Raw genomic sequence first — 9,723 nt, forward strand, 5'->3', positions numbered from 1 at the left:
GGTCGGGCGCGGTGCGATAAGGCGGCAGGCGAAGCCGCTATCCCGCATGCCGCAGGCTGACGCCACTGCCCTTGTCGAACAGCACCACCTTGTCGGGGTTCCAGGCAAAGCGCACGGCCTGTTCGATCGCGACATCGGTCCTGGCCGGGACGGTGGCGCGCAGCATCGTGTCGCCGACCCTGAGCGTCAGGATCTTCTCCACGCCATGGTTCTCGACATCGTGGACGCGCGCTTCCACCGGCGCGCCGCTCTCCAGATGGACATCCTCCGGGCGGATGCCGAAGACGAGCGGCCGACCGTCGGTCGCGCCGCTCGTCCTGCCCCCGCCAAAACTCTTTGCCCCAGTTGACAGCGGCAGCTCGAAATTCACCGGCGCCATCACCGCGCGGTCGTTGACCAGCTTGCCGTCGATGAGATTCATCGGCGGCGAGCCGACGAAGCTCGCGACATAGGTGTCGCGCGGATTGTTGTAGATCTCATGCGGCGTACCGGTCTGGACGATGCGGCCATGGTTGAGCACGCCGACCTTGTCGCCCATCGACATGGCCTCGATCTGGTCATGCGTGACGAACAGGAACGTGGCGCCAAGCTGCATCTGCAGGTTCTTCAATTCCGTGCGCAGCGCCTCGCGCAGCTTGGCGTCGAGCGCAGACAGCGGCTCGTCCATCAGGAAGACGCGCGGCTTGCGCACGATGGCGCGGCCGATCGAGACGCGCTGCATCTCGCCGCCGGAAAGCCGGTCGGTCTTGCGGTCGAGCAGATGTTCGATACGAAGCGTGCGGGCGGCGCGCGCGACGCGGTCCTTGATCTCGGCATCCGGCAGCCGGCGGATCTTCGGCTTCAGCGGGAATTCGAGGTTCTGCCGCACCGTGTAGCGCGGATAGAGCGAATATTGCTGCAGCACCAGCGCGACGTCGCGTTCGGCCGCGCCCCAGTCGGCGACGTCGACGCCGTCGATGAAGACCTGGCCCTCGGTCGGCTTATCGAGCCCGGCGATCAGGCGCAGCGTCGTCGTCTTGCCGGCACCGGTTTCGCCGAGCAGCACGAAGAACTCGCCGTCGGCAATGTCGAGATTGAGGCCGGTCAGCGCGGTATGGCCGCCGAATTTCTTGGTGATGTTCTTGAGCTCGATATGGGCCATGTCTACTGTCTCATTTTCATTTCGAGGGTGATCAGCCCTCCGCTATGGCTCCGGGCGTTCGATTGTTCGAAAGGCCAAATCGTTGGCCTCTCGTGTCCTTCGGCCATCACAATCTCACCCCCAGCGACTTGCCGCTTGCCGTGTCGAAGAAATGCGCCTGTTCCGGATCAATGCGGACATGGACCTTCTCGCCGGGACCCGAGACGTAGCCGGCCTTGGTGCGCGCGCGCAGCATCGTGGAGCCGACCTTGAGGTCGACGATGTCGAAGGATCCCAGCGGCTCGATGATGCTAGCCTCGACCGGCATGTAGCCGGACGCCGCATCGTGCCGGACGAGCACGCCCTCCGGCCGGATGCCAAGCGTCAGGCCACCGTTGGCATGCCCGTTGAGCTTGGACAGGAGCCGGTGGGGGAACTCGAAGCCCGCCGGCGCGTCGCCGACCGTCACGGAAGCGGCTCCGGGTTGATCCGTGACGCGGGCCTCGGCAATGTTCATCACCGGGCTGCCGACGAATTGCGCCACGAACAAGTTCGCCGGGTGCGAATAGACCTCGTCCGGCGTGCCGACCTGCTGAATGAAGCCCTCATGCATGATGACGATGCGGTCGGCGAGGCTCATCGCCTCGATCTGGTCGTGGGTGACGTAGATCGTGGTCGATCCCTGCTTCACGTGCAGGCGCTTGATCTCGGCCCGCATCTCCTCGCGCAGCTTGGCGTCGAGCGCGCCGATGGGCTCGTCCATCAGCATGGCCTTCGGCCGCCGCACGAGCGCCCGGCCAATCGCCACGCGCTGCATGTCGCCCCCCGAAAGCGCCGACGGCCGCTTGTCGAGCAGGTCGGTGATGCGCAGGACCCGGGCGACCTCGCGCACGGACTTGTCGACCTCGCCGCTGCTCATGCGCGTGGCGCGCAGCGGAAAGGCGACATTCTCGAACACCGTCATGTGCGGGTAGAGCGAGAAGGACTGGAACACCATGGCGATGTCGCGGTCGGCGGCCTTGAGGTGCTGCACCGGCTTGCCGTCGATCAGGATGTCGCCCTTGTCGATCGTCTCCAGCCCCGCCACCGCGCGCAGCGTCGTGGTCTTGCCGCAGCCGGACTGGCCGAGCAGCACGATGAACTCGTTGTCGGCGATGGCGAGGTTCAAATTGTGGATGACCTGGACGGCACCGAAGAATTTCTCGATGCCGCGAAGTTCGATCTGCGTCACTGCCGGGCTCCCTCATGCGTCGGGGCGCCGGTTTCCTCGCTCTGCTCCGGCGCGATCTTGGACGTGATGTTGAAGCCGATCAGCCCGATCAGGATGATCGTCACGCCGTAGGAATGCAGGTTGAGGTTCCATGGCTGGCAGAGCGCGACTATGCCGAGCACCATCAGGATCTGCGAAGCCGGCAAAAGGTATTTCTCGTTGACGGCGCGGAAACTCATTTGCGGATCGCTCCGAACGTCACGCCGCGAAGCAGATGGTTGCGCAGCAGGAAGGTGAAGATCGCGACCGGCAAAAGGAACAGGAAGGTGCCGGCTGCGATCGTGGTCCAATCCGGCAGGCCGGAGCCGATCTGCGACGGGATGAAGGGTGGCGCCGTCTGGGCGCGCCGGTTGGTCATGATCAGCGCGAAGGCATATTCGTTCCAGGCGGTGATGAAGCAGAACACGGCTGTCGCCGCAATGCCCGTCGCCGCTTCCGGCAGCACGATCTTGAAGAAGGCCTGCATGCGCGTGTAGCCGTCCACGAGCGCTGCTTCCTCATATTCCTTCGGGATCTCATCCATGAAGCCTTTCATCAGCCAGACCGAGAAGGAGAGGTTGAACGCGACGTAGAGGATGATCAGCCCGATATGCGAGTCGTTGAGGCCGACCATGCGGTACATCAGGAACATCGGGATGGCGACCACCACCGGCGGCAGCATGCGCGTCGACAGGATGAAGAACAAAAGATCCGCCTCGCCGGCGATCTTGAAGCGGGAAAAGCCGTAGGCAGTGAACGTTCCCATGCCGACCGCCAGCACCGTGCTGATGACCGCCACGATCAGGCTGTTCATGAACCGGTCGGGATACTGCGAAAGCTGCACATCCTTGCCGACCTTCAGCACCCGCTCGCCGCCGTCATAGATGCGTTTTTCCCACCAGGGCGCGGCTTCGTAGACTTGCGGATCGACGGGCTTCTGCATCTGCACGCGCTTGGTGAAGAGACGCACGAACGGCGTCACCTCCGGCTCGAACAGCACGGTCGGCGGCACGCTGACGGCGAGCTCCTTCGGCTTGAACGCCGTCGAGGCGATCCAGTAGATCGGCGCCAGGAAGATCAGCGTCGCGACCAGCACGGCGGCGATTGCCGCGCGGTTGAAAGCAACCTCGGAAGAAGTGCGGACGGCGGCCATCTCAGCGCTCCTTCACCTTGTTGAGATACTTCACGTAGAGGTTGGTGATGGCCAGCACCATGATCAGCACGATGTAGGCCAGCGCGCAGGACTTGCCCGTATCCCACTGCTGGAAAGCCTGCTTGTAGAGCCGGATCGCGATCAGCTCCGCGGTCGGCTGGGTCGTCATCGTGTAGGCGATGTCGAAGGTCTTGAAGGCTTCCATGGTGCGGAAGATCAGCGCGATGAGAAGGATCGGCGAGACCAGCGGCAAGGTGATGCGGGTGAAAGTGTACCACCATCCGGCGCGGTCGATCGCGGCGGCCTCGTAGAGATGCTGCGGCACCGCCGACAGGCCGGCGAGCGACAAAAGCATGACGAAGGGCGACCACATCCAGATGTCGGTGATCGCGACCGCGTAGAGTGCGCTGTCGGGATTGGAGAGCCAGGCGAAATCGCCAAGGCCGAAGACATAATTGATCGGGCCCCAGGACGGGCTGTAGAGCAATTGCCAGAACAGGCCGACGACCGCCGCCGACATCATCATCGGCAACAAAAGCAGCGTGGTGATCAGGCCCTTCATCGGAAAGGAGCGGTTGAGCAGAAGCGCAAGGCCGAAGCCGACGACCATCTGACCCGCCACGGAAACGATGACGTATTTCGCCGTGATAACGAAGTTGGACCAGATGTGGTCATCGCTGAGCAGCTCGCGATAATTCTGCAGGCCGACGAACTGCCAGGGCTCGCTCCGGTTCGCGGCGAAATTGGTGAAGGAATAGCCGAGCGAATAGATCAGCGGAAAAATGTTGAAGACGATCAGAAAGACCAGCGTCGGGATGATGAACAGGTTGCGGATGGTGAGATCCGACCAGCCGCGAGCGGCAGCCCTGGACGCGGGATCGAGATTGGTGAGGGCTACCGAAGCCAACTTTGTCTCCTGAAAACAGGAATGCCGGAGGGGAAACCCTCCTCCGGCATTCTGACTGCGATGCTTTACTTGTAGCGGTTGTACTTGGTGAAGGTCGCCTTCCAGTCGGCGGCGGTCTTGTCCAGCGCCTCCTGGGCGGTGCCCTTGCCGCCGACCACGAACGGATAGATGTTCTGGTTCAGCTGATCGAGCACTTCGGCATATTCAGGCGTTGCCCAGAAGTCCTTGACCATGAACATCGTGTCGTAGAACGCCTTGTTGTAAGGCGTCGCGTTCTGGAAGGCGTCCGACTTCAGCACGGCCTGGCTGCAGGTGTAGCCGCCGAGTTCGGCCCACTTCTTCTGGGTCTCGTCCTTGATGAACCATTCGAGGAACTTCATCGCCTCGTCCTTGCTCTTCGAATACGAGACGACGGAGATGCCCTGGCCGCCGAGAGCGGCGAAGCGCTTGCCGTCCGGGCCGGCCGGATTTGCAAAGAAGCCGGTGACGTCGGCATAGGGATTGGTGGCCTTGTTCACCAGCGGCGGGAAGAAGGCGAAGAAGTTCATGCTCATCGCAGCGAGACCGCCGGTGATCGCCTGATTGTCTTCCACGAAGAAGGTCTTGCCCCAGCCGGGAGGCGTGAACTTGTAGAGCTGCTTGTACATGTCGAGGCCGGCGGCGGCCTCCTTGGAGTTGGTGATGCCGTCGACCTTGTAGGTTGCGTAGTCGCCGAGATCGCCGCCATAGCTGAAGATGGCGCTTTCGACGCCCATCGCCATCGCGTCATAGGAATTGTCGGTGTAGATGGCGACGCCGTAGCGCTTCTGGTCCGGACGGTGGAAGAACTCGGCGATGTCGCGCAGCTGCGCATAGGTCGTCGGCACGGCGAGGTCGTAGCCGTACTTCGCCTTGAAGGCCTCTTTCTCCTTCGGGTCCTCGAACCAGTCCTTGCGATAGGACCAGCCGATCGCGTCGCCTTCCAGCGGGATCGCCCAATACTTGCCCGAGCCGCCGGGGTATTCGGCATAGTATTTGATGGTCGCCGGCGCCATTACGTCATTGAGCTTGTGCTGGTTGAAGAAGTCGGTGAGGTCGACATAGTGGCCTTGCGTCGAACCGGCGCCGAGCCATTGCGAGTCGCCGACGACCATATCGTAGGCGTCCCCATGCGCGTTGAATTCGGTGAAGGCCTTGGTCTGGAAGTCGGGCCACGGCGTGGTCTGAACCGTGACCTTCACACCGGTCTCGGCTGTGTAGTCGTTGACAAGCTCCTGCAGGTAGTTCGCCGGATCCCATTCCGCCCAGAAGATGGTGAGTTCCTTGTCCTGCGCGCGGACGGATGTCCCGCAGGCAAGTGCCAGCCCGATACCAGCGATCACGCTGGTCACTATCTTGCGCATAGTTTTCCTCCCTTGTGCGCATTCTACCGTGTCATGCGAACCGGCAGCGAAGCCGGCCGCGGTAGTTCCTCCTGTGAGGGCACCCTTGCCGGTTCCGGGCCTCCTCACCCTGCCGGAATGGAACGCGGCCGTCACTTTTGATCCGCTTTATTTGACTATAATCTGGTATTACCAATTTCAGCTTGGCGTCAAGCGCTTTCTTGAGCGACGGAAAGCAGCCGAATGAACCGATCCTTACGATATCTGGCTGTTTTCCCTCGTTATTCCTACTCCTTGATATGCAAGACCCTTGTCACGAGCCGCCTCCGACAATTAACATCCACACCTGATCCTGCAATCTGGTCGAACCAGATTTAGAGGGCTGGTGCTTTCGGCGGCGCCGACATCACTGCTCATTTCGGCCCTGATTCCGCCATCGCCGTCCGCACCAGCGCGCCCGCCGCCCATTGCGCCACCGACATCATTTCGGCGCTGTCCAGCCCCCAGATGTCCTTCAGCACCGTGACCACCTCGACGCCGAACACCAGCGACAGCGCCTGCGCCAGGCGACTGAACTGACGCGGCCTCAAGCGGCCCTTGAGCGGCGCGATCGCATCCTTCAGCAGGTCAACGCGATGGCCGCGCGTGAAGGCGGGCTCGGATCCGAGCGTGCCGGCCTGGCGCCGCGCCCATTGGTCGAGGGACAGCTTCAGAGCCGCCTTGAACGTCGCCTCGAAGGCTTCGATGCGCGGCATCGCGGTGGCAAACAGATCCGCCACGCGCCGTTCGGCATCATCGGAGGCCGACTTCCAGGTGAGGATCGGGCCGAGCCCTTCATCGACCACGGCCTGCACCAGCGCCGCCTGGCTCGGGAAATACCGGTAGGCGGTTGCGCGCGACACCTCCGCCGCCTCCGCGACCTCGCTGACCGAGGGTGTCATGCCGGACTGCATCAGCCGCGTCGCCGTCTCCAGCATCAGCCGCTTGGTGCGGGCACGCGCCCCCTTCTCGATCACCGGCGTCGGGGCGACCTCATCCTTGGCGACGGCTTGTTGACGTGAGACATCCATATCAATATGATACGCGCGTCTCAAAAATTTGCAATGGCGCAACGCCAGGCAAATGACGGGGCCCCACCAGCGACGAGGCTTTGCCGAGGAGCTTACGGGTGGGGCAAAAATAGGTCCCCACCAGCGACGAGGCCTTTGCCGAGGAGCTTAAGGGTGGGGCAAGAAGGCGGGCGGCAAAGCCGAACATGCCGGACGACGGGGAAACGCGCATGAAGCGCATCTATGTGGTCGGCACCGCCGACACCAAAGGCGAGGAGCTTGCCTTCCTGGCCGATGCCGTCGCTACTGCGGGCGGCGCGGTCGTGCGTGTCGATATCGGCACGCGGGGTGCGACCGTCCCGGTCGATATCCCGGCCAGCGAGGTCGCCGCGCATCATCCCAAGGGAGCCCACGCGGTTCTCGGCCTCGATGACCGCGGCGCCGCCGTTGCCGGCATGGGGGCCGCTTTCGCCAGTTTCATCCGCTCGCGCGACGACATCGCCGGTGTGATCGGCATCGGCGGCGGCGGCGGCACCTCGATCGTCACCGCCGGCATGCGCGCGCTGCCGCTCGGCCTGCCCAAGCTCATGATCTCGACGCTGGCATCCGGCGACACCGCGCCTTATGTCGACGTGTCCGACATCATCATGATGCCGTCGGTCACCGACATGGCGGGACTGAACAGGCTCTCCCGCGTCGTGTTGCACAATGCCGCCCAGGCGATCGCCGGCATGGCCGCGAAGCCGGCCCCGGCCGCCGCCGGCAAGCCGGCGCTCGGGCTCACCATGTTCGGCGTCACCACGCCTTGCGTGACGGCGATCGTCGAGCGCCTGCGCGACGACTATGACTGCATGGTCTTCCACGCCACCGGCACCGGCGGCCGCTCGATGGAGAAGCTCGCCGACAGCGGCCTGCTGGCCGGCGTCCTCGACATCACCACGACCGAGGTCTGCGATTTGCTGTTCGGCGGCGTGCTGCCGGCAACGGAGGATCGCTTCCGCGCCATCGCCCGCACGAAATTGCCCTATATCGGCTCGGTCGGCGCGCTCGACATCGTGAACTTCTGGGCGCCACCGACAATTCCGGAAAAATATCGTGGGCGACTGTTCTACGAACACAATCCCAATGTCACGCTGATGCGCACCACGGCCGACGAATGCCGCCGGATCGGTGAATGGATCGGCGGCCGCCTCGCCCGCTGCGAAGGCCCGGTCCGCTTCCTGATCCCGGAAAAGGGCGTCTCGGCGCTCGATATAGAAGGCGGCGCCTTCTTCGACGCAGAGGCCGACGCGGCGCTGTTCGACGCGATCGAGCGCACGATCGAGCCGACGAAGGACCGCACCGTCACGCGCCTGCCGCTGCACATCAACGACTCCGCCTTCGCCAAGGCCGCGGCCGAGGCGTTCCTCGACATCGCCAACAAGTGAGACAGACAAGCATGCCCGCCATCCCGCGCAAAACAATCCTGGAGAAATTCCGCAGGATGATCGCCGACGGCGTGCCGATCGTGGGCGGTGGCGCCGGCACCGGCCTGTCGGCCAAGGCCGAGGAAGCCGGCGGCATCGACCTGATCATCATCTACAATTCTGGCCGCTATCGCATGGCCGGGCGCGGCTCGGCCGCCGGCCTGCTCGCCTATGGCAACGCCAACGAGATCGTCAAGGAGATGGCCTATGAGGTGCTGCCGGTGGTGAAGAAGACGCCGGTGCTGGCCGGCGTCAACGGCACCGATCCCTTCGTCATCATGCCGCTGCTGCTTTCCGAGCTGAAGACGATGGGCTTTTCCGGCGTGCAGAACTTTCCGACCGTCGGCCTGTTCGACGGCACCATGCGCCAGAGCTTCGAGGAGACCGGCATGGGTTTTGGTCTCGAGGTCGACATGATCGCCGAGGCGCATCAGCTCGATCTGCTCACCACGCCCTACGTCTTCAATCCCGATGAGGCGCGCGCCATGACCAATGCCGGCGCCGACATCGTCGTCGCCCATATGGGTGTGACGACCGGCGGCTCGATCGGCGCCACCTCGGCGAAAACGCTCGACGCCTGCGTGAAAGAAATCGACGACATCGCCGATGCCGCGCGCTCGGTGCGCAAGGATGTCATCCTGCTGTGCCATGGCGGGCCGATCTCGATGCCCGACGACGCCCGCTACATCCTCGAGCGGTGCGAGGGGCTGCACGGCTTCTATGGCGCAAGCTCGATGGAGCGGCTGCCGGCCGAAGCGGCAATCGCCAGGCAGGCGGCGGATTTCAAGGCGATCACAAAAACGAAGGGATGAGGCAATGGCCGACAAAAGCAAAGTGTTCGTCTACCCGAAGGATGTCAGCGCCTTCGGTTTCGACTGGGGCAGACTCTCGCTGACCGTCGCGCCGGAAGTGAATGGCGCTGAGCGCTTTTCCGGCGGCGTCGTCGACTTGCCGCCCGGCCGGGGCCACACCCGCCACAATCATCCCGGCGCCGAGGAGATCATCTTCGTCATCTCCGGCCATGGCGAGCAGATGGTGGAGGACGAGAAGGGCAATCCGGTGGTGGCGAAGGTCGGTCCAGGCTGCACCATCTACGTGCCGGAGAGCCGCTTCCACTCGACGCTCAACACCGGCGACCAGCCGATGCAGCTGTTTGTTGTCTATTCGCCAACTGGGCCTGAGCTGGTGTTGCGGGAGCTGCCGGATTTCAAGCTGCTGCCGGCGGGCACATAATCTTCAGCGTCGCAGCCCCCTCATCCGGCCGCTGCGCGGCCACCTTCTCCCCGGCGGGGCAGGGCTGTCCGGGGAAAGGTTCGGGTGAATCGAAATGCCGCATGTGCATGCCCCGTAAGACGGGGATTTTCCGTCTACCTTCTGGTTGTCGAGACTCAGAAAGGGAACGGGGCATGCGCTTTACG

10 protein-coding genes are annotated in these 9,723 nt (G+C 63.5%); 3 read left to right on the forward strand and 7 right to left on the reverse strand.

The genetic code is table 11. The features are described 5' to 3' along the window. Window positions 1-37 precede the first annotated feature (37 nt). The 7 genes from EOA24_RS16185 to EOA24_RS16215 form a co-directional block, all read right to left on the reverse strand. Complete coding sequence (locus tag EOA24_RS16185) at window positions 38-1,141, reverse strand: ABC transporter ATP-binding protein (protein WP_126081130.1); 1,104 nt, start codon at window positions 1,139-1,141, stop codon at window positions 38-40. 106 nt (window positions 1,142-1,247) lie between these two features. Beyond that, the gene (locus tag EOA24_RS16190) at window positions 1,248-2,351 is read right to left on the reverse strand and encodes an ABC transporter ATP-binding protein (RefSeq protein ID WP_126081129.1); all 1,104 of its coding nucleotides are present in this window, start codon (window positions 2,349-2,351) and stop codon (window positions 1,248-1,250) included. Beyond that, window positions 2,348-2,569, reverse strand: coding sequence for a hypothetical protein (locus EOA24_RS16195; protein ID WP_126081128.1), 222 nt, complete (start codon window positions 2,567-2,569; stop codon window positions 2,348-2,350). Before EOA24_RS16195 ends, EOA24_RS16190 begins: the two co-directional genes overlap by 4 nt. After that, window positions 2,566-3,522, reverse strand: coding sequence for a carbohydrate ABC transporter permease (locus tag EOA24_RS16200; protein ID WP_042640685.1), 957 nt, complete (start codon window positions 3,520-3,522; stop codon window positions 2,566-2,568). Before EOA24_RS16200 ends, EOA24_RS16195 begins: the two co-directional genes overlap by 4 nt. A 1-nt stretch (window position 3,523) precedes the next feature. Further along, window positions 3,524-4,429: a sugar ABC transporter permease gene (locus EOA24_RS16205; protein ID WP_042640683.1), complete on the reverse strand. Its 906-nt coding sequence runs from the start codon at window positions 4,427-4,429 to the stop codon at window positions 3,524-3,526. Window positions 4,430-4,494: 65 nt separating this feature from the next. Continuing rightward, on the reverse strand, window positions 4,495-5,811 hold the full coding sequence (locus EOA24_RS16210) for an extracellular solute-binding protein (RefSeq protein ID WP_126081127.1): 1,317 nt from the start codon (window positions 5,809-5,811) through the stop codon (window positions 4,495-4,497). A 392-nt stretch (window positions 5,812-6,203) separates the two neighbouring features. Continuing rightward, window positions 6,204-6,860 carry a TetR/AcrR family transcriptional regulator gene (locus tag EOA24_RS16215; protein ID WP_126081126.1) on the reverse strand — a complete coding sequence of 219 codons (657 nt, stop codon included), beginning with the start codon at window positions 6,858-6,860 and terminating at the stop codon, window positions 6,204-6,206. Window positions 6,861-7,069: 209 nt separating this feature from the next. Here EOA24_RS16215 and EOA24_RS16220 point away from each other — a divergent pair, with 209 nt between their 5' ends. From EOA24_RS16220 to EOA24_RS16230, 3 genes are read left to right on the forward strand one after another with little or no spacing between them, the layout of a single operon-like run. Next, window positions 7,070-8,266, forward strand: coding sequence for a Tm-1-like ATP-binding domain-containing protein (locus tag EOA24_RS16220; protein WP_126081125.1), 1,197 nt, complete (start codon window positions 7,070-7,072; stop codon window positions 8,264-8,266). A gap of 11 nt (window positions 8,267-8,277) precedes the next feature. Continuing rightward, complete coding sequence (locus EOA24_RS16225; protein WP_126081124.1) at window positions 8,278-9,117, forward strand: phosphoenolpyruvate hydrolase family protein; 840 nt, start codon at window positions 8,278-8,280, stop codon at window positions 9,115-9,117. A 4-nt stretch (window positions 9,118-9,121) separates the two neighbouring features. Then, complete coding sequence (locus EOA24_RS16230; protein ID WP_126081123.1) at window positions 9,122-9,538, forward strand: cupin domain-containing protein; 417 nt, start codon at window positions 9,122-9,124, stop codon at window positions 9,536-9,538. Window positions 9,539-9,723: the final 185 nt, after the last annotated feature.

Source organism: Mesorhizobium sp. M2A.F.Ca.ET.039.01.1.1 (genome assembly GCF_003998035.1).
GTDB lineage: Bacteria > Pseudomonadota > Alphaproteobacteria > Rhizobiales > Rhizobiaceae > Mesorhizobium.

Bases quoted from the DNA above. Each gene is read 5' to 3' on its own strand.
- EOA24_RS16215 (WP_126081126.1), bottom strand. From the start codon at position 6,860: ATGGATGTCTCACGTCAACAAGCCGTCGCCAAGGATGAGGTCGCCCCG.
- EOA24_RS16200 (WP_042640685.1), bottom strand. From the start codon at position 3,522: ATGGCCGCCGTCCGCACTTCTTCCGAGGTTGCTTTCAACCGCGCGGCA.
- EOA24_RS16230 (WP_126081123.1), top strand. From the start codon at position 9,122: ATGGCCGACAAAAGCAAAGTGTTCGTCTACCCGAAGGATGTCAGCGCC.
- EOA24_RS16210 (WP_126081127.1), bottom strand. From the start codon at position 5,811: ATGCGCAAGATAGTGACCAGCGTGATCGCTGGTATCGGGCTGGCACTT.
- EOA24_RS16220 (WP_126081125.1), top strand. From the start codon at position 7,070: ATGAAGCGCATCTATGTGGTCGGCACCGCCGACACCAAAGGCGAGGAG.
- EOA24_RS16195 (WP_126081128.1), bottom strand. From the start codon at position 2,569: ATGAGTTTCCGCGCCGTCAACGAGAAATACCTTTTGCCGGCTTCGCAG.
- EOA24_RS16185 (WP_126081130.1), bottom strand. From the start codon at position 1,141: ATGGCCCATATCGAGCTCAAGAACATCACCAAGAAATTCGGCGGCCAT.
- EOA24_RS16225 (WP_126081124.1), top strand. From the start codon at position 8,278: ATGCCCGCCATCCCGCGCAAAACAATCCTGGAGAAATTCCGCAGGATG.